The sequence below is a fragment of the Streptomonospora litoralis genome (assembly GCF_004323735.1).
GTDB lineage: Bacteria > Actinomycetota > Actinomycetes > Streptosporangiales > Streptosporangiaceae > Streptomonospora > Streptomonospora litoralis.
In genome coordinates, this window is the sequence record NZ_CP036455.1 from 1,576,959 (window position 1) to 1,595,862 (window position 18,904).

Annotated in this window: 15 protein-coding genes and 1 tRNA gene; 5 read left to right on the forward strand and 11 right to left on the reverse strand. The window is 73.1% G+C overall.

Annotated features, from left to right (window positions below; genetic code table 11):
- Nucleotides 1-8: 8 nt before the first annotated feature.
- The 5 genes from EKD16_RS06660 to EKD16_RS06680 form a co-directional block, all read right to left on the reverse strand.
- Nucleotides 9-1,367 (reverse strand): CpaF family protein, encoded by a 1,359-nt coding sequence (locus tag EKD16_RS06660; protein WP_131097578.1) that lies wholly within the window; start codon nucleotides 1,365-1,367, stop codon nucleotides 9-11.
- Between the two features lie 52 nt (nucleotides 1,368-1,419).
- Entirely contained in the window at nucleotides 1,420-1,845 is a 426-nt protein-coding gene (locus EKD16_RS06665) for a TadE/TadG family type IV pilus assembly protein (RefSeq protein ID WP_131097579.1), read from the reverse strand.
- Entirely contained in the window at nucleotides 1,838-3,535 is a 1,698-nt protein-coding gene (locus tag EKD16_RS06670; protein ID WP_131097580.1) for an AAA family ATPase, read from the reverse strand. The genes EKD16_RS06665 and EKD16_RS06670 overlap by 8 nt, the downstream gene beginning before the upstream one ends.
- Complete coding sequence (gene cpaB, locus EKD16_RS06675; protein WP_131097581.1) at nucleotides 3,535-4,329, reverse strand: Flp pilus assembly protein CpaB; 795 nt, start codon at nucleotides 4,327-4,329, stop codon at nucleotides 3,535-3,537. The genes EKD16_RS06670 and cpaB overlap by 1 nt, the downstream gene beginning before the upstream one ends.
- Nucleotides 4,330-4,408: 79 nt before the next feature.
- A complete protein-coding gene (locus EKD16_RS06680; RefSeq protein WP_207391446.1) occupies nucleotides 4,409-5,839 on the reverse strand; it encodes a hypothetical protein in 1,431 nt (476 codons plus the stop codon).
- A 439-nt stretch (nucleotides 5,840-6,278) separates the two neighbouring features.
- On the opposite strand from EKD16_RS06680, the gene EKD16_RS06685 reads away from it, so the two are divergent.
- Nucleotides 6,279-6,566: a type II toxin-antitoxin system Phd/YefM family antitoxin gene (locus EKD16_RS06685; RefSeq protein WP_131097582.1), complete on the forward strand. Its 288-nt coding sequence runs from the start codon at nucleotides 6,279-6,281 to the stop codon at nucleotides 6,564-6,566.
- 59 nt (nucleotides 6,567-6,625) lie between these two features.
- Here the strand turns inward: EKD16_RS06685 and EKD16_RS06690 are convergent.
- The 6 genes from EKD16_RS06690 to EKD16_RS06715 all read right to left on the reverse strand — a co-directional run bounded on the left by EKD16_RS06690 (nucleotide 6,626) and on the right by EKD16_RS06715 (nucleotide 14,138).
- Nucleotides 6,626-6,701, reverse strand: a tRNA-His gene (locus tag EKD16_RS06690).
- Nucleotides 6,702-6,775: 74 nt separating this feature from the next.
- Complete coding sequence (gene orn / locus EKD16_RS06695) at nucleotides 6,776-7,426, reverse strand: oligoribonuclease (RefSeq protein ID WP_131097583.1); 651 nt, start codon at nucleotides 7,424-7,426, stop codon at nucleotides 6,776-6,778.
- Between the two features lie 220 nt (nucleotides 7,427-7,646).
- Nucleotides 7,647-9,479: a DUF2510 domain-containing protein gene (locus EKD16_RS06700; RefSeq protein WP_131097584.1), complete on the reverse strand. Its 1,833-nt coding sequence runs from the start codon at nucleotides 9,477-9,479 to the stop codon at nucleotides 7,647-7,649.
- 87 nt (nucleotides 9,480-9,566) lie between these two features.
- On the reverse strand, nucleotides 9,567-10,142 hold the full coding sequence (locus tag EKD16_RS06705; protein ID WP_131097585.1) for a hypothetical protein: 576 nt from the start codon (nucleotides 10,140-10,142) through the stop codon (nucleotides 9,567-9,569).
- 226 nt (nucleotides 10,143-10,368) lie between these two features.
- Nucleotides 10,369-12,153: a substrate-binding and VWA domain-containing protein gene (locus EKD16_RS06710; RefSeq protein ID WP_131102148.1), complete on the reverse strand. Its 1,785-nt coding sequence runs from the start codon at nucleotides 12,151-12,153 to the stop codon at nucleotides 10,369-10,371.
- A gap of 278 nt (nucleotides 12,154-12,431) precedes the next feature.
- Nucleotides 12,432-14,138 carry a substrate-binding and VWA domain-containing protein gene (locus tag EKD16_RS06715; RefSeq protein WP_131097586.1) on the reverse strand — a complete coding sequence of 569 codons (1,707 nt, stop codon included), beginning with the start codon at nucleotides 14,136-14,138 and terminating at the stop codon, nucleotides 12,432-12,434.
- Nucleotides 14,139-14,466: 328 nt separating this feature from the next.
- Here EKD16_RS06715 and EKD16_RS06720 point away from each other — a divergent pair, with 328 nt between their 5' ends.
- From EKD16_RS06720 to EKD16_RS06735, 4 genes are all read left to right on the forward strand, one after another.
- Entirely contained in the window at nucleotides 14,467-14,985 is a 519-nt protein-coding gene (locus EKD16_RS06720; protein ID WP_131097587.1) for a hypothetical protein, read from the forward strand.
- A 59-nt stretch (nucleotides 14,986-15,044) separates the two neighbouring features.
- Entirely contained in the window at nucleotides 15,045-15,866 is an 822-nt protein-coding gene (locus EKD16_RS06725; protein ID WP_131097588.1) for a TrmH family RNA methyltransferase, read from the forward strand.
- Nucleotides 15,867-16,011: 145 nt separating this feature from the next.
- Nucleotides 16,012-16,917: a 2-hydroxyacid dehydrogenase gene (locus EKD16_RS06730; RefSeq protein WP_131097589.1), complete on the forward strand. Its 906-nt coding sequence runs from the start codon at nucleotides 16,012-16,014 to the stop codon at nucleotides 16,915-16,917.
- Between the two features lie 146 nt (nucleotides 16,918-17,063).
- Entirely contained in the window at nucleotides 17,064-18,749 is a 1,686-nt protein-coding gene (locus EKD16_RS06735) for a bifunctional 3'-5' exonuclease/DNA polymerase (protein ID WP_131097590.1), read from the forward strand.
- The last annotated feature ends 155 nt before the right edge of the window (nucleotides 18,750-18,904 follow it).

Here is an 18,904-nt window from a genome sequence, read left to right on the forward strand (position 1 = left end):
CGTGTAGATCACAGGGGGGCCTCCGGCGGGAGCGGGGAGGAACCGGGGGAGTGGTGGGGGCGGTGGCCGTTGCCCGCCTGCACGCCGAACGCCGAGGGCACGCTCTCGCCCGCCCCGTGGATGCGCGCGGCGACGTGGCGCGGCAGCGGGTAGCGGCGGAACTCGCCCTTGACCCAGCCGCTGCCGTCGCTCGGGTAGGGCGCGAAGCGCAGCAGCGGCTCCAGCCGGAACTCCTCGTCGCGCTGCGAGGAGACGACGCCGACCTGCGAGACCCGCCGCGAGCCGTCCGGATAGCGGCTCAGGTGCACGATCACGTCCACCGCCGCGTTGATCTGGTCGCGCAGCGCCTCGAAGGGGATCTTCACCTCCGACATCGACGCCAGCGTCAGCAGCCGGTAGACGGCGTCCTCGGCGGAGTTCGCGTGCACCGTGGCCAGCGAGCCGTCGTGGCCGGTGTTCATCGCCTGCATCATGTCCAGCGTCTCCCAGCCGCGGACCTCGCCGACGATGATCCGGTCCGGCCGCATGCGCAGCGAGTTGCGCACCAGGTCGCGGATGGTGACCTGGCCGGCGCCTTCGATGTTGGGCGGGCGGGCCTCCAGCCGGATCACGTGCTCCTGCTGCAGCTGCAGCTCTGCGGAGTCCTCGATGGTGACCACGCGCTCGTCGGCCGGCACGAAGCTGGACAACGCGTTGAGGAACGTGGTCTTCCCGGTGCCGGTACCGCCGGAGATGATCACGTTGAACCGGGCCCGCACCAGCGAGGCCAGCAGTACCGCGGTGGTGCCGTCGACACTGCCCTTGGCCACCAGTTCCTCGACGGTGAACGGCTTGGGGAAGCGCCGGATGGTGATGACCGGCCCGCTCAGCGAGAGTGGCGGGATGATGACGTTGACGCGTTCGCCGCTGGGCAGCCGCGCGTCGACCATCGGGCTCGACTCGTCGATGCGGCGGTTCACCTGGGAGACGATCCGGTCGATCGTCTGCATCAGCTGCTCTTCGCTGGTGAAGGCCGTGTCGATGCGGTGCACGCGGCCCCGCTGCTCCACATAGACGTTGTCGGGGCCGTTCACCATGATCTCGGTGATGCTCTCGTCGGCCAGCAGCGGCTCCAGCACGCCCAGGCCCAGGGCCTCGTCCACCACGCGGCGGACGAGCCCGCTGCGTTCGCGGTCGCTGAGGACGGGACCCTCGCGGGAGATGATGTGGCCGACGACCTTCTCCAGCCGGGTGCGGCGCTGCTCCAGCGTCAGCATCGCCATGTCGTCGAGGTTGACCTCGCGCAGCAGCCGCTGGCGCCAGTGCGCGATCTGGTCCGTCTGGTGCTCGCCGACGTGGTCGTCGGTGAGGCGGTCTTTGAGTCCCATGGGCGCTACCTGCGTTCGGGGGGTGGTGCGGGGGGTCGGCGGGGTGCGGGGGTCACAGCGGCATCTCCACGCGCCGGGAGAGGTCGAGGTCGAAGCCGGGGGTGGGGAACATCAGCGGGAACGCGGCGGTGATCTCGGTGTAGTACCCGCCCCGGCCATCAGAGCCCACCGCGACGTCGGCCCCCGCCAGCCAGGACGGCAGCGCGGCGCGGGCGGTGGACTCGGCGGCGGCCGTCCCGCGCGTCCCGGCGGCGCGGGCGGCGGCGCGCGCCGCGTGCTCCATCCGCTCCGCGGCGACGAACGCGAAGAAGGTCTCCAGCGCGATCGTCGCGACCAGCAGGAACAGCGGGAAGTAGGCGGCGAACTCCAGCAGTTGCGAACCGCGGTCGCCCCGTCCGCGCCGGCGCCGCGACCCGCGGGGGCTCCGCCGCGGCTCACCCTCGCTGCGGTGCACGGGCGGCCGTCTGCGCTCACGCATCGTCGTCCTCCGGTGGTACGGGCGGCGCCTCCTGCTGCGCCGGCTCGCCGGAGTCCTCCGGGATGATCAGCGCCTGGCTGCTGATGTCCCACGGGCCGTCGAGGCCGGGCAGGAACACGGGTGTGGCGATGCTGACCCGCACCGCCTGCCCGGAATCCGTGCCGACGACCTCCGCCGAGAAGGTGCCGTCGGCGTTCCACGGCGGACTGACGCGCTTGGCGGCCTCCTCGGCGATGGCCTCGTGGTCGGAGGGGTCGATGGCGGCCTGGCGCGCGCCCTCGTTGGCGGCGTGGGAGGCGAACATGCCCGTCAGCCCGACCAGCAGGATCTGCCAGGTCAGCAGCAGTGCCAACCCGACGAACGGCAGCGTCGAGGCGAACTCCACGAACAGCGCGCCGGAGTCGCCCCGCCGCCGCCGGGCCCACGCCCGCCGGTCCCGCGCCCCGGAGGGCTCGCCGGCCGGGTCGAAAGCGCCGGACGGTGCGGGGTGGCCGTGCTCGGCGCCGGTGCCGTCGTGGGCGGGCTCCGGGCTGTGCAGCAGTCCCAGTTCGCCCGCGATCTGGCCGAAGGAGCGCAGCAGGGTCTCGTCGGTGATGCGCCCCGGGTCACCGGTGTTGGACGCCTCCTCGACCGCGCGGTAGGCGGCCGGGACGGCGGTGCGCAGTATCGGTGTGGCCAGCAGCTTGCGGGCGAAGTCGGGCTGGATCTCGTTCTTGCGGCTGTGCCGCATCAGCAGCGCGGTGACGCTGCGGGAGTCGCGGATCTGCAGCCGCCCCCACATCGCCACGACCCGCTGGGCCGCCCGCAGGGCGGGGAGGTCGGGCGTGACCAGCAGCGTGGCGGTGTCGGCCAGCTCGACCGCCATCGCAGTGGCCTCGGTGGTGGCGGTGCCGCAGTCGACCAGGACCAGGTCGTAGCGCGAGCGCAGCGCCCCCAGGATCTGGCGGGCGGCGCGGCCGGTGACGTCCTCGCCGCGTTCGCCGTCGTGCGGAGCGAGGAGGATGTGCAGGCCCTCCGGGTGGACGTACAGCGTGTCGGCGAGCATGGAGGCGCTGATGTCGGCGGCGGCCTCGACCAGGTCGGCGATGCTGCGCCGATGCTTGATGTCGAAGTAGCCCGGGATGTCGCCGGACTGCAGATCGAGGTCGACCAGGCAGACCATGCGTCCCGACCGGGCGGCGGCGCGGGCCAGGTGGATCGCGCTGGTGGTGGTGCCCACGCCGCCCTTCGCGCCGCTGAAGGTGACGATGGAGCCCTTGCGGCCGTCCATCGGCACGTCAAGCGAGGCCGCCTCCAGGTGGCGGCGCAGCGTGCGCGACCATTCGGCGGCCGTCGCAACGCGCTGGCCGAGCTGCTCGACGGTGGCGCCGGCGGGCAGCACGCTGCGGGCACCGGCCTCCATGGCGTTGGTGAAGGTGTCGGCGTCGACCTCGTCGACGACGAGGATGACGGCGAGTTGGGGGCGATTGCGGGAGAGGTCGCGGATCAGGTCGAAGACCGGGAGCGGTCCGAGCCGCTCGTGGACGAGGACGACGTCGAGAGTGGGCACCTGGCCGACGCCGTCGGCGATCTCCGGGGAGGTGTGGTGCACGCCCACCACCTCGGTGTCGAGCAGTTCGTCGAAGCGCGCGCGCAGCGCGTCCTCCAGTTCGGCCGATGGGAGGCCGAGCATCACCTGGTAGTCGCTCATCACTCGCCCTCGGCCTGCTGCCCGGACTGGCCGGTCGGTGCGTCGCCTGCCGTCTGCGAGCCCCCGGACTGGGACTCGATCCGGTCGAGCTGGTCCTCGGCGCAGAACTCCAGGCTTCCCGGGTCGCCCCCGCCCTGGGGGCTGACGGCCGCCAGGCGCAGGCTGGAGGCGAACGCCTCGGCGTAGGTGAGGTTCAGCGCCTGGTCCGGGGTGAGCCGGAAGGTGACCGGGACGACGCTGTTGGTGCCGCCGGTGGTCTCGTCGATGGTCGAGCCGACGTCGCCGATGTCGAGGATCTCGATGTTGGTCAGCACCCGGTAGGCGCACGCCTGCTGCTGGCCCTCGCCGGGGTTGAAGGTGGCGTAGACGTCCACCCGCGACTGGCGCCCCACCTTGCCGGCAACGCCGGTCTCGGCGTCGACCATGATCGCGATCTCGCGTTCGCCCTCTTGGAGGTCGGGAGCGGCGATGACCATGCTGCGCTGCAGCAGCTCGCCCTCGCGCAGTGCGCTGGAGGCTACGGGAAGCCGCCCGACCTCCTCGCTGATCTGGGCGAAGTCGCCGATGAAGTGGTCGGAGTCGAAGAAGCGCGCGGGGACCTCGTACTCCTCCAGCATCTCGGGGGTGATCTCCTCATAGGGCTGCACGTCCTGGGTCAGCCGCAGCGCCGTGCGGTAGCTGCCCAGTTCGCTGTTGAGGGTGCCCACATAGGACACGACCGTGAAGAACACGGCGACACCGCCGATGGCGGCGACGATCATGAGCAGGATGCCGCGCCGTTGACGAGGGTTCATGGCGCTCCGTTTCTAGGCGGACGGGGGGTCAAAGGCCCGCTGGGGGGCTCGGCGCCGGGGCGGGGCAGCCCGCGGGCGCTCACTTCGGGGCACGGGGGGCGGAGACACCCTGCGCCCACCGCGGATCGCCGGTGCCGTCGTCGGGCGGACCGGGGTCGCGCGGTCCGGGATCCGCCGGGCGGCCGGGGGCGCGGTCGTCGGCGGGGCCGGAGTGCGGACGTGCGTCGCCGCCGCCGCTGGCCGGCGGGAGAGGTGACAGCGGCCGCGCGCCGAGTTCGGGCGCCGTCTGCAGGCGGAACGCGGACGGCGCCGACTCGGTCGGGTCCGCGGCGGGGGGAGCGGCGGCCGTGGGCGGCGAGGCACCGGGCGGGGCGGCCCCCGGTCCCTCGGGCAGCGGCGGAAGCGCCTGCGGCACAGGGATGTCGTCCTCCTCCACCGGTTCGGGCGGGTGCGGCCGCCGCGGGGCGGTCGGCTGCGGAGAGGAGCCGGGGGTGGGAGCGGGCGGAGCCGGAGCGGCAGGCCGGGGCTGTGCGGGTGGCGCAGACGGTGGCTGCCCGGACCCGGCGGGCGCCGCAGGCGGGGCGCTGTGCTGGGGGCCGGGGGCGGGAGCCGGCGCTGAGGGCCGGCCGCCGGTGCGGGGGTTCTGGGCGGGCACGCTGTTGGCGGCGCCGCAGAACCGGCATACCGCCCAAACGGTGGGTTCGCCGCACCAGGTGCACCGGGTCGGCCGCACCGCGCGGGCGGGTTCGGTCAGCGCGCGGGGGTGGGCGCTGAAAGCCACGAATTCGACGTACTTGGGCGAGCCCCAGTAGAGGGGTCCCAGCGGCTGCGCGGGCAGGCGGCGCGCCGCGACGGCCTGCAGGGAAGGCAGGAACTGCTCCTCGAACGCCGCGGTGTCGAAGTTCGCGCCGCTGGAGTGCAGCACCTGCACGGGCTCCTGCGGGCGGAAGGGCAGCTGGGACACTGACGCCGTCTCGCCCTTGGCGACCCGCGTCACCTGCGGCACCGGTGAGCACAGCGCGAGATAGGTGACGCCCGGCGCGAAGGAGCCCAGGTGCTGGGGCACGGAGATGGGGATGGTCGCGAGGTTGGCGACGTTGCGCAGCCACCCGCCGGCCAGGGTGTGGCGCGGGAGTTCGTCGGCCAGGCCCGCGATGATGCCGGCCGGGAGGTAAGGGCAGAGGTACGCCAACTGGTCGGCGATCAGCGACAGCGCGAGCGGTGACAGGTCGACGCCGACGGCCGCCACCGTGTCCTCGCGCATCGCCCCGCGGGCGAAGGCCACGGCCCGCCGCGCACGCTCGGCGCGCCAGCGCGGGTACAGCGCCACGACCCGGACCCCGCCGGCAGCGTGATAGCGGGCGTAGTCGACGAAGGCACCGGACTGCTCGGCGAGGTCATGACCGTCCAGGGTGAAGCGCTGCGCCTGAGACCCGCCGAGGTGTCCCGTGCTCGGGATGTCGGCGAGGAGGGCGACGACGCTTGCGGACCTGGTCTGGTCATGGGTCACGTGGCGGGCTCCCGGGGGTGCGGGCGTCTGGCGGGCGAAAGATCGGCTTTTCTGCATACGCGACAGTGGAGGGGCGTGTGTCACTGTCCCGCCATATGGTAACGGTGTGACTCCGATCAATGGGGTTAGAGTCCACTCTCCTGTGGATTGCCGACAGCACCGATGATCACGGACAGTCGGCGGCCTCCCCGCCGCCGAGGCGGCCGGTGTAGCGGAAAGTTCAACGAAGGACCGGATTCGATTCCATTCCCGGTCATTTCATTCCCCGGCGGGTGATCGAAAAGGCGAAGCGAGCGGGTCCGCGCCGCGCTTTCGCCATTCCGGGCGGTGATTCGGCCTCATCGACGCTGCACACCGTTCGCCGCCTACGTGCAGAGGCATCACCGGTAGCCACATACGGCGCGGCGCCGGGGTCCTTCGAACCGCTAGCGTGGTCGCCATGAACGAGGTCACCCTGCAGGACGCCGGAGCACGTCTCGGGAGTCTGATCGCTCGCGCCGCCCGCACCGGCGAATCCGTCCGGATCACCCGGGACGGATGTGCGGCGGGTGTGCTGGTCTCCGTGGAAACCTACGCCGAGCTGCAGGAGTTGCGCCGCGACAGGGACCGGCGGCTCCTTGCCGAGCAAGCTGCCGCCGACGCGCGTGGCGAGATCGCGTGGATCCGCTACCCGGCGCGCGATCGGTCGGAACTGGCCCGGGGGCTGAACGAGGCACTCGACCTGTGACGGTCCGCGGCACACACGAAAGGCCCCGGTCTCCGTTCCGGTGACCGGGGCCTTCGCCGTGGGGTGAGTGAGGGGACTTGAACCCCCGACTTCTTGGACCACAACCAAGTGCTCTGCCGACTGAGCTACACCCACCATGAGCGCCGACCGGGGATGCTCCCGTGCCTGCGTCCGAAGACGAGTCTAGCGGATGTCCGGGAGTGCTCCGATCAGTTTTCCGTCCCGCCGGCATCGGAGGCCGCCTGCTGCCGGGTGCGGCCGGCCCCGCCTTTGACGACGTCGGCGGCCACCGAGCGCGCGGTCGCGCTGTCGGGGCCGGGCGGCGGCACGAAGGCCGCGGCGCGGTAGTAGCGCAGCTCGCGGATGCTCTCGGTGATGTCGGCGAGGGCCCGGTGGCCGCCGTGCTTCTCCGGGCTGGCGTAGTAGATCCGGGGGTACCAGCGGCGCAGCAGCTCCTTGATGCTGGAGACGTCGACCATGCGGTAGTGCAGGAACTCGTCGATCCGGGGCATGTCCCGGGCGAGGAAGACCCTGTCGGTCGCGATGGAGTTGCCGCACAGCGGCGCCTTCTGCGGCTCGGAGACATAGCGCCGCATGTGCTCCAGGACGAGGTCTTCGGCCTCCTGCAGCGTCACTCCGCTGTCGAGCGCATCGAGCAGTCCCGAGGTCGTGTGCATCTGCGTCACGAACTCGCCCATCTGGTCCAGGGCGGCCTGCGGCGGCTTGATGACGACGTCGACTCCCTCGTCGAGCTGGTTGAGCTCGCCGTCGGTGATCAGACAGGCGACCTCGATCAGCGCATCGTTTTCGAGGTCGAGCCCCGTCATCTCGCAGTCGATCCACACCAAGCAGTCATTCATACCGGCCAGCTTAAGCCGTTTCACCTGTGCCCGGCCGCCCAGCTCCGCTCGTCACAGGGCCCGGCGGCACATCGCCGCTGCGAAGCGCATCGAAGCGGATACGGAAAGTGCCCGGTGACCGATGCCGTGTCGATGCCGCGGGCGAAACGCGGCCGACGGAGGTCTGCGCGGATGCCGGGATCCGGTCGACGCGGGCGGCGCCCGCATCGACCGGAGCGGCTCACAGGTCCACGCCGAGGAGTTCGTCCAAAATGTCGTAGGTGCCGGAGAAGTCCAGGTAGACGGCGAGGACGACCACCGCGATTACCGCCAGCAGCAGGAACATGAAGCAGCCCAGGCAGCCGCCGCAGCCGCTTTTCTTCTTCTTGCGCCGAGGCGGCTGCTGCGGCTGCTGGGGCGGCGGTCCGGCAGGGCCCCAGGGCGCCTGACCGCCGGAGGCCCCGCCCCACGGCTGGCGCCCGCCCGACTGGTAGCCGCCCGGCCCCTGCGGCGGCTGGGCCGCGTGCGGCGGGTAGCCGCCGGGCTGGGCTCCGTGGGGGCCGGGCGGCCCCGGGTAGCCCTGCGGCATCGGCGGTTCGGCGCGGCCCTCGCGGCCGCGGCGCTTGGCGGGCGGTGCCGGGGGAGGCGGCTGGTGACCGTAGGGCGGGTAGCCGGGCGGCGGCCCCTGCGGCGGCGGTGCACCCGGCCCGGCGGCACCGTAGCCCTGCTGGGGACCGGAAGGGCCGGGGTAGGCGGGAGGCTGCGGCCCGTAGCCCTGCGGGGGGCCCGAAGGCTGCTGCGGGTGGGGCGGCGGGTTCGCGGGGGCGGGCCGCTCGCCGGCGGGGGAGCGCTGCCCGCCGGCCGGGTCGTAGGGCTGCGGCGGCGGGCCGGACGGCGGCTGCTGCGGCCCCGACTGAGGCGGCTCGAAGGGCGCCGGGCCCGACCGGGGCTGTCCGGGTGCGCCGCCGGATTCGGCACCCGGATCGTGGGCCGCCCCGGGCGAGGGCCGCTGCGCCGCCTGCTGCGCTTCGGCGGCGCGCCGGGCGTTCTCCTGCTCGGCGCGCTTGCGGGCCTCCTCGGCGGCCTGCTTGCGCTGCTCCTCCTGGCGCTGTCTGCGCTCCTCGGAGATCTCCGACCAGCCCTCTTTGAGGTCGCCGAGGAACCTGTTCAGACTGAACTTCTTCTTGTCGTCGTCATCGTCCGCGCCCGCCGCGCCGCCGGCACCCGCGGTTCCCGCCGCGTTCGCTCCCAGGGTCATACCGGGGTCGCCGGGGTCGAAGACCGCGGTCTGCGGGGCGCCGCCGCCCTGCCCGGTGCCTCGGCCGCCGCTGTTCAGGTCGTCGGTGGGCTCGTCGTTGTCCTGGAACGGGTCGATGCGCATGGTCGAGCCGGCCGCCTGGCCGCCCGTCACGTCGTCGGTGGGCTCCTCGTCCGCAGAGGGGCCCGCAGCGGACCCGCCGCGGGCATGCGGGTCGAAGCGCGCGGTCGCGTCCGCGGTCCGGCCGCCCCGGAGGTCGTCGGTCGGCTCGTCGCCACTGTCGCCCAGGTCCGCGGTCGGCTCGTCGTCGCGGCCGGGGGCCGCACCACCGGCGCCGGATTGGCCGGATGCGGCCGGAGGGTCGATCCGCATCGTCGATCCGCCGCCGGACAGGTCGGCCGTGGGCTCCTCGCCGTCCTCGGCCCGCTGCGACCCCGGCCACTGACCGGGATCCATACGGATCGTGCCGGGTTCGCCGCCGACAGCGGAGCCGGGCAGGGCAGTGTCGGTGTCGGCGGGCGCGCCGGCCTGCGAGCCGGGCCACTGGCCGGGGTCCAGCCGGACGGTGCCGGGCTCGTCGCCGATCGAAGGTCCGGATCCGCCGATGTCGGGGGCGGTGGCCTCGTCGTCGGAGGCGCCCGCGCCGCCGAGGTCGGCGGTGGCCTCGTCGTCCTCGCCCGAGGCCGCGCCGGCCTCGGCCCGAAGTTCGGAGAGGGAGCGTACGTGCTGCGTCCACTCGTCGCCGTTCCACCAGCGCAGCCGGTCCTCACCGCCGTGCGGATCCGCGTACCAGCCTGGCTCGATCGATCCACCCATGGCGGACAGACTAAAGGGTGCGCGCAGGCGCCCCGACCGCTCGTCCACAGGGTTCGCTCCGGTCGCGGCCACCTCCGCCGGGGGCGCTCAGCCGCTCACCGCGCCGGCGTAGTGGCGCTGCCCGTCGGCCGCGCGCTCGATCGGAGGCAGCGGAGCCGGCGCGGTGAGGGCGCGGGGCGGGTTCGGCGGCCGGGCTTGGGCGAGGAGGCGCTGCGGGCAGACCGCGCCGGGTGCGCTCGCCTGCGCACCGGGTACCTGGGAATGGCCGAAGTGGCCTCCGCGCGCCCATAACCGCTCACTCGACGAGCGCGGATGCGGCGCCTGCAGCCCCGAGGGAGGTGCCCCGGCCGGCCAGCGCCGGGGGACCTCCCAGGAGTCCAGCCAACTCAGGATCGGGTCCAGGTCGCACAGTGGTAAGTCGGTGAAGGGAGCATGGGACCATCCGATCACTCGAATGATGACGCAGACGCGTCCCTCGCATGCCCGGTCGGGCGCGGCCGCGGTGAGCTCGCCGCCGGCCGGCGCGGTGGCCGGCAGCATCTGCACGGTCTCGCCGGTGCGGGGATTCCACACCAGGTGTCCGCAGCGGCCGTCGCCGACGAGGCGCCGGGCCACGGCTTGGGCCGTCAGCGATGCGGGGTCCGACTCGGTCGTGAGCCACACGGCGCGCGGCGCACCGCCTTTCAAATGGGCGCCTCGCGGGCTTGTGCAGGGGACTCGTCTGGCGCCCGGCATCCATGCGTTGACCACAGCAGCCACCTCTCACCACTCCCGCGCATACCGACCCCCTTTGAGTACGTGAAGTGGAGGGCTAAGTCCATAGGGGTGCGTTGTGGGAAAGGGTGATCTATCCGTCCAGTTCGATCCGGCCGCTCGTGCGCAGGCGGGATCAGCCGCCCTGGGCCGCGGGCTCCAGCCGGTGGGAGAACGCCTGCAGGAAGATGTCGCCGATCTCCGTGGGGTCCTCGGTGGTGTAGGACGCACCGCCGGTGGCCTCGGCGATCTTCTGCAGCGGCTCCGGGTCGATGTCGGGGCCGAAGGCGATGGTGAAGACCGGGATGGGACGCACCGGCGAGGACTCCTCCTCGATGGTGGACAGCAGCTTGTCCAGGCTGATGCTTTCGGAGTCGTCGTTGTTGCCGTCGGTCAGCATCAGGATGGCGTTGACCCGGTCGGCCTTGTAGGTGCGCGACATCTGCCGGTAGGCGGCGAGGTAGGTGTCGTACAGGCCGGTGTCACCGTCGGGCACGGGCTGCAGGGAGTTCCACTGGGAGACGAGGGCCTCCTTCTGCGTCACGCCGCCTTCGACCTCCGCGCTGAGCTCGCGGATGGGCATCATCTCCTCGTAGTCGAGGCCGTCGTTGATGCCCACCGAGAAGCGCCACATGCCGAGTTCGGAGCCTTCGGGGAACAGGTCGAGGCCCTGGATCGCGGCCGCGGCGGTGATCTGCATCCGGTTCATGCCGGTGCCGGGCACCGGCTCCAGCATCGAACCGGAGACGTCGGCGATGGTCAGGAGCCGGGAGTCGAGCTTGAGCCGGTTCCACGCCTGGGTGAGCCGCTGCACGTCCTGGGTGGAAGGGGTGGGCAGGTCCTCGGGTGCGGACTCCTTGAAGCCGGCGTCCGCGGCGAGCACCTGCGGGTCGGCCTTGCCGGCGGGGGTGCGGAACCCGTCCTTGAGCAGGACCCGCTGCGCCGCCTTGCGGGTGAGCTCCTCGCGGAAGAGCTCGGCCGCCTGGGAGACCACCGGGTCGGTGCTGCGGTCGATGTAGGGGTAGTCCAGCCGGTAGGTGCCGCCCTGCGGGTAGCCGATCTGCGCGGGGGCGTCGCCGTGGTCCTGGTTGTACCGCCAGGCGGCCTGCTCGGAGAGGACCAGCACGCCGGAGGACTCGGGGTTCTCGGCGAGCGTGGTGAAGGCCGCCTCCTGGTCGGCGGCGACGTTGCGCTGCAGGGCCTGCAGCGCCGCTACGAGCTGGGGCCGGCCCTGCTCGTCCTCCTGGCCGATGGCGCCGGCGACCAGCGCCAGCGTCGCCATGCCCGACGAACTGCGGATGGGGTCGACCAGCTGCACCTGGGAGCCCTCGGAACCCGAGGAGGGCGCCGCTGTGGGCACCAGCGCCTCCCATGACGGCTGGTCGCCGGAGGATTCGGCCTCGGCCGGGCGGGCGAGCACCAGCGGGGAGGAGGCCACCGAGGTGCCGGTGTCGGTGAAGGCCGAATCGCCCGAGTCGTCCTTGACCAGGTTGGACCACAGCGAGGAGTCGGGGATCCAGACGTCGGACTCGGTCTCGCCGGAGGCGGGACCCGAGCCGGTGATGCCGTAGGTGATGTTGGCCGATTCCGCCGCGCGGACCTCGGCCTGCACACAGCGGCCGTCGACACCATCGTTGTCGGCGTTGAAATCGGCGGCGATCTCCTTGAGGGCGGGGGTGATCTCCGGGCTGGCCGCGATGCCGAGTTCGACGTCCTGCCCGCCGCACCCTCCGCTGGTGTCGAGGACGTACCAGCCGGTGACACCCAGGCCGATGATGATGGCGAAGGCGGCCGCGAGAGCGGTGAAACCGCGGCCGCGGCGACGGCGCCGCCGACTGCGGCCCGAGGCGCGGCGGTCGTGGCGGTCTGCGCGGTCCCAGCGGTCCGCGCCGTCGTCGTTGTTTCCGCGGTGGCGTCCCAAAGTGTTCCTCACGGGGGTCTGTTACCTGGCGGGGGGCATGGATCGAACGGTACTGAACTCCACATCAAGGGTTAAAGAGCATCTAAAGGGTGTGGAGTCGCATTTCGGGTGCCCGATGATCATGGTTCCGGTCGGGAAAGCCCAGTGGGCAAGGGGTTCGCGTCCCCGGCGCGGTTTGATCCGGCGCAAAGTTCCGGTCATGTGCCGCGCGGGGTACAGTTATCCGATCGTGATCGCCGGACACGTTACTCCGGCGCCTCTCGGGGTTCACCGGGGGGTCATCGTTCGCAGTCGGGGACGCACAGCCGACGGGAGATCGAGCTGAGAAAGATGTCGCCGATCTCGCCGGGGTCGTCGGTGACCGAAAGCGTACCGCTGGTAGCCGCGGCGATGTCCGCCAGGGCGCCGCGCTCGACCTGGTCGCCGAAGGCGATGATGAACAGTGTCACCGGCCGCTCGGGATCGAACCGGTCCTGCAGCTCGGCCACCAGCTCCTCGCGCGAGATCTCGCTGGAGCCGCCGTCGCGGCCCGCGGTCAGCACGATCACGCTGTTGATGTGATCCTCGCGGTAGGTGTCGGAGACGGTGTCGTAGGCGGCGAGGATGTTGTCGTAGAGCCGTGACCGGCCGCCCTCGACCTCGATGCCCTCGGCGATCTCCTGCAGCTCCTCGCGGCGGGTGGTGCCGCTGCCGTTGTCGGCGCTGCCCAGCTCCGCCATACCCTCGACCTCCTCGCGCCCCGACTCGCCCAACTCGGTGGAGAGCAGCCACAGTCCGAGGTCGGTGTTGTCGGGGAACAGCGACAGCCCCAGCATGGCGGCGTCACGGGTGACCTCCAGGCGGGTGCCGCCGCCGTCGATGCCGGCCCGCATGGGCGCCGACACGTCGGCGAGCACGAGCGAGCGCGAAGGCATGGACAGCCGGTTCCAGTCCTCGACCGAGGACAGCAGCGCGTCGCCGGTCAGCTCCCCGTGGGTCTCGGGCCGCTCGGCGACGACACCGGTGCCCGCGCGCAGCGCGGCCGGGGCCGAACCGCCGGGCTCGCGGAAGCCCATCTCGCGCAGCCGCTCGCGGTAGGGGTCGGTGCGCAGGATCCGCCACAGGTCCTCGGCCGCGCTGCGCATGCCGGGATCGTCGCTGGTCGCCACGAAGGGGTAGTCCAGGCTCACCGTTCCCTCCCGGGGATACAGCGCCTGCAGCGAAGTGGCGGGACCGGCGTCGTTATAGGCGAACACGGCCTGCTCGGGCAGCACGGAAAGGGGTGCGGGGCCGGCGGGCACCGGATAGACCGCCGCGGGATCGACCTCGCCGAAGGCCGTGTCGGGCTGGGCGTCGCGCACGAACCCGGTCATGGCGGTATCGGCGGCGTCGCCCGTGCCCAGGTGGCTGCGGATCGCGTGCATCACCGCCATGCCGGCGGCGCCGCGGTTGGGATCGACCATCACCAGCGGACGCTCGCCGGGGCGCTCTTCGGGCATCAGCATCTCCCAGTGCGCGGCGGAGGGCTCGGGCAGCCCGGGGGTGTCCCGCGGTGCGGCGATGACGACGGGTGTGGAGGCCAGCGAGCGCGGGTCGGTCTCGATCGTGCGCGCCCCCGCCTCGGAGACGCGGGCCAGTTCGATCCACGCCGAGGACTCTGGCACCCACACGTCGGGCGCGACCGCGGAACCGCCGGTACGCCCGCCCGAGAGCTCGGTCATCACGCGGTGCGGCGGCACCTCGGCGGCCTGGGCGAAGACGCAGTCCCCCGCGTACTCGCGGGTGTCTTCGTTGAACCGGTCGGCGGCCTGCTGCAGCACCGGCGCTATGCTCAGCGCCGCGGCGACGCGCAGGTAGCGCGTCTCGCCGCAGCCGGAGAAGCGCACGGCGACCGGGACCGCCACGCTGACCAGGGCGATCAGCACGAGGGCCGCGGCGGTGAACCCCAGCGGGGAGCGCAGTGCGGTGCGGGTGCGCGAGGGCAGGCGGTGTCGGCCGTTGGGCACGTGGTCTCCGGGGGGTGCAGCGGGTGGCTTGGCCGTGACCCTACTGGTAGGTAACGCGGGTGAGAAGTGCCACGTTCCAGGAGGGATCGAACCGAACGCCCGTCGTCGCCACTCATACCGGGCATGGCTAGTATGCGTACTCGATCCAGACCGGTATCTTCCGGTATGCGCACCTGTGCGGCCGGATCCCTGTGGGTCGCCGAGGCGCCGGGATGCCGCATCCCCGGTGCGAAGGGCGCTATCGGGGGTATCGCGGAAATCAGGGACGGCGAGGAATCTTTTCCCGTCGTAGCTCTGCGTAGTAAGTCGACTTCCTAGAGTGGCGGCTATGGTGAAGGTGAACCCCCGCCGGGGCCTGCTCGGTTCGATCGGAACCGCGGTCCTCGGCTCCCTCTGCCTCGGCGGAGCCCTTTCCTACGGCGTCGCCGTCGGAGGCTCCCTGCTGGCCCCCGAGCCCGCGCCGACGGCGGAATCCGCGGTCAACGCGGTCAGCGGCGTCGACTCCTCGCCGGACGCGCCCGTGGGCCGGCTCCGCATCCACGTCGTCGACCAGGGCCGCGCCTACGTGCAGAACCTCACCTGCGAGGGCGACCCCGGCACCGACCCCGCCGCCTGCGCCGAGATCGCCGAGGCGGCCGTCGAGTGGGGCGGCGCGGGCGCCTCCGACAACCCCTTCGCCGAGGTCGCCGAGAACGCGGTGTGCACGGAGAGGGAGTACGGTCCCCAGGAGGCGGTCATCACCGGAACCTGGGAGGGCGAGACGATCGACACGCGGGTGGACCGGTCCGACTCCTGCCAGGAGGCGCGCTGGCAGCGCCTGCGCCCGGTGACAGCGCCCCTGGGCTGACCCCGCCGCGGCCAGCCGGCGGCGAAGGCACCGGCGCCGTGCTCCGATAATCGGTGCACATGGACGTCATCGAGGTGCCCGATCCCGGCGACGCGCGCCTGGCCGACTACTTCCGGCTGCGCGACGTCAACCTGCGCAAGAGCATCGAGACCGAGCACGGGCTGTTCATGGCCGAGGGCGAGAAGGTCATCCGGCGAGCCCTGCACGCCGGCTACAGCCCCCGCTCGCTGCTGCTGACCCGGCGCCGCCTGGAGGCCCTATCCGGCCTCGCCGCGGCCGTCGACGCCCCCGTCTACGTCGTCGACGACGCGGTGGCCGAGCAGCTGACCGGCTTCGACGTGCACCGCGGCGCGCTCGCCTCCTTCCACCGCCGCCCGCTGCCCGCGGTCGAGGAGGTGCTGCGCGGCGCCCGCCGCGTCGTCGTGCTGGAGGACGTGCTCGACCACACCAACGTCGGCGCGATCTTCCGCAGCGCAGCGGGTCTGGGCCTCGACGCCGTACTCCTCGCCCCCCGCTGCGCCGACCCCCTCTACCGCCGGTCGGTCAAGGTCTCCATGGGCGCGGTGTTCGCCCAGCCCTACAGCCGCCTCGACGACTGGTACGGCGGCCTCGAAGCGCTGCGCGAGCGAGGGTTCCAGCTGCTCGCGCTCACCCCCGGCGCCGCCGCCGAACCGCTGCCGGACGCGCTCGCCCGCATCGGCTCCGCACCGGTGGCGCTGATGTTCGGCAGCGAGGGCGACGGCCTGTCCTCGCACTGGCTGGAGCAGGCCGACTCCGGCGTGCGCATCCCGATGGCCGGACGCGAGGTCGACTCCCTCAACGTCACCGCGGCCGCCGCCATCGCCTGCTACGAGCTGGTGCGGCCGCCGACGGGCGGGTGAGCCGGTCCGGTGGGCCGGGCCCCGCGCCGCCGCCCGCGGAGGTGCGGGTGCTACAAGTGGGCTGCGGGGGTGACCGGCCGCCGGAGATGCGGACCCGCGAACCGGACGACGGACGGGAATCGGACGAAAGAGAAGAGGGCGAGACATGGCCGACCGCGTGCTGGTGCCCTGGGCGCAGAACCTGGAGAACGCGCCGGCGGGGATCGCCGGAGACGTCTTCGCGGGTGACGGAGAACCCGCCGCCGACCTGTCCCGGGTCGGCTTCTACGTGGTCCCCTACGGTCGCGGCCAGCGCCTGGAGCTGATGGAGCACATGCCGGGCCTGCGCGCCGTCCAGTTGCTGACCGCCGGTTACGAGCGGGCGCTGGACCACCTGCCCCCGGGTGTCGAACTGTGCAACGGCCGCGGCTTGCACGACGCGAGCACCGCCGAACACGCCTTGGCGCTCGTCCTCGCCGCGCAGCGCGAACTGCCGCGCTGGGCCGGCGACCAGGCCGCGCACCGCTGGGAGCCCCACTACACGCGCTCGCTGGCGGACTCGCGGGTGCTGATCGCGGGCTACGGCAGCATCGGCGAGGCCCTGGAGGCGCGGCTGGTGCCCAACGAGTGCGACGTGGTGCGCGTGGCCCGCACGGCACGCCCCGAGCAGGGGGTCCACGGCATCGGCAAGCTGCACGACCTGCTGCCCGGCGCCTCGATCGTGGTGCTGACCGCGCCGCACACGCCCGAGACCGAGGGCCTGATCGGTGCCGCTGAGCTGGCGCTGCTGCCCGACGACGCCCTGGTGGTCAACGTGGGCCGCGGGCCGCTGCTCGACACCGCCGCGCTGCTGGCGGAGAAGGGGCGCGTGCGTGCCGCCCTGGACGTCACCGACCCCGAGCCGCTGCCCGCCGGCCACCCGCTGTGGGAGGCCCCCGGCGTCTACATCACTCCGCACGTCGCCGGCGGATCCGACACCTTCTACCCGCGCGCCCGCCGGTTCGTCGACGAGCAGCTGCGGCGCTGGGCCGCCGGCGAGCCGCTGGCCAACGTGGTGCGCTCCGGAGACTGAGTCCCCGTGGGCGCCCCCGTGGTGGGTCCTGCCTATCCGGAAAAGAGCTGGCGCGGCGTGCGCAATCCCCCGCGGCGCCGCACCTACCGGCTCCGACGGGCGCACGTCGAGTGGGAAACGTCCCTGCCGTAGAGCAGACTGCAGGTATGCGCATCGCGGCGGTAGCTGAGGCCGAAGGCGGCGGGCGCCTGCGCGAACTCGCTGAGGAGGGCCCGCGCTCCCGCGGCGCCGTGTGGCGGGTGGGCGACCTCGCCGGGGCCGTGGCCGACCACGAGCACCGCGGCGAACACGGCCCGCAGGCGGAGCCCCGCCGCTGGATCTTCGCCGACACCGCCGAGATCTACCCGGCGCTGCTGGACCGCGGCGTGCGCATCGCCCGCTGCCACGACACCACGCTGGTCGAGGCGCTGCTGATGGCCCACGCGGGCCGCTTCGGCGAGCCGCACGCGCTGGGAGCGGCCTGGGCGCGCCTGCACGGCCGCGACGTCCCGGCCGACCCCGCACCCGCGTCGGGCGAGGGCGCCGAGCCGCAGCCCGCACTGTTCGAACCCGACCGCTCCACCCTGCCGCCCGACGCCGACCCGCTCGACGCGCTCGCCGAGGTCTACGCCGACCAGCAGCACCGCATCGCCGCACTGCCCCACCCCGGGCGCTTCGCGCTGCTGGCGGCGGTGGAGTCCGCCGGTGCGCTGGCCGCGGCCGAGATGGCCCAGGCCGGGGTGCCCTGGCGCGCCGACGTCCACGACGCGGTCCTCACCGAGCACCTCGGTCCCCGGCCGCCCGCCGGTACCCGCCCGCCCGTGCTGGCCGACCTCGCCGAGCAGATCTCCGCGGCCTTCGGCCGCAGCGTCAACCCCGACTCCCCGGCGCAGCTGCTGCGGGCGTTCGAGGCCGTCGGCCACCCCGTGCCCTCCACCCGCTCCTGGGTGCTGCAGCGCGTCGACCACCCCGGGGTGCCGCTGCTGCTGCGCTACAAGGAGCTTGCGCGGCTGCACTCGGCACACGGATGGGCCTGGCTGGACACCTGGGTCTCCCGCGGCCGGTTCCGGCCGGACTACGTCGTGGGCGGCGTCGTCTCGGGCCGCTGGGCCACCCGCGGAGGCGGTGCCCTGCAGATTCCCAAAGCGGTGCGCCGCGCCGTGGTCGCCGACCCCGACTGGACCCTCGTCTGCGCCGACGCCGGGCAGCTGGAGCCGCGCATCCTGGCCGCGGTCTCCGGCGACTCCGGATTGGCCGCGGCGGCCGGCAGCGACGACCTCTACGCCCGCCTGGCCGGCTCGTTCGGCGGCGACCGCGGCCGCGCGAAGATCGCCCTGCTCGCCGCCATGTACGGGCAGACCAGCGGCGACGCCGCGGCGCTGCTGCCGCGGATGCGCCGCCACTACCCGCGCGCGGTCGGCTACGTCGACGCCGCCGCACGCGCGGGCGAGGAGGGGCGGCTCGTCCGCTCCTGGTTGGGGCGCACCTGCCCGCCCCCGGCCTGGTCCCCGGACCCCGCGGACGACGGCGGGGACCGCAGCGAGCGCGCAGCGCGCGACCGCGGCCGGTTCACCCGGAACTTCGTCATCCAGGCCACGGCCGCCGAATGGGCGCTGGTGCTCATGGCCGCCGTGCGCCGCGGCCTGGCGGGTCTCGACACCTCGCGGGGGTCGGCGCGCATGGTGTTCTTCCAGCACGACGAACTCGTGCTGCACGTGCCCCGCGCGCTCGCCGGAGACGTCACCGCGATCCTGCGCGGCGCCGCCGACGAGGCCGCGGCGCTGATGTTCGGCGGCACCCCGGTGCGCTTCCCGCTCGACATCGCCGTCGTCGACCGCTACGCCGACGCCTGAGCCGCCCGCGCGGGTCGGCGAAACGCCGCGGAAATCGTTGTGCGGTCCTTGTGCGGCGCTGACCTCCCGGAAGGCTCGGACACACGCGCCGTTCACGTTTCGGACGCTTGAAATCGGCACCGGGGGAACATCATGCTTGTAGCCGATCGAAGGGT